A 297-nucleotide genomic window follows, 5' to 3' on the forward strand; every position below is an offset into this window, starting at 1 on the left:
CTAAGCGTACACGGTGGATGCCCTGGCAGTCAGAGGCGATGAAGGACGTGCTAATCTGCGAAAAGCGACGGTAAGGTGATATGAACCGCTACAGCCGTCGATGTCCGAATGGGGAAACCCGGTGCACTCTGTGCATCATCGTTTGATGAATACATAGTCAAACGAGGCGAACCGGGGGAACTGAAACATCTAAGTACCCCGAGGAAAAGAAATCAACCGAGATTCCCCCAGTAGCGGCGAGCGAACGGGGAGCAGCCCAGGACCTGAATCAGCTTGTGCATCAGTGGAAGCGTCTGG

Annotated in this window: 1 rRNA gene; it reads left to right on the top strand. The window is 54.5% G+C overall.

Going from position 1 to position 297, the window contains the following annotated elements:
* Window position 1: 1 nt before the first annotated feature.
* Window positions 2–297 (top strand): 23S ribosomal RNA (locus CBW22_RS24410); the annotation flags it as partial.

It is taken from the genome of Pantoea sp. VS1 (genome assembly GCF_002207995.1).
In the GTDB taxonomy this organism is placed as follows: domain Bacteria; phylum Pseudomonadota; class Gammaproteobacteria; order Enterobacterales; family Enterobacteriaceae; genus Pantoea; species Pantoea dispersa.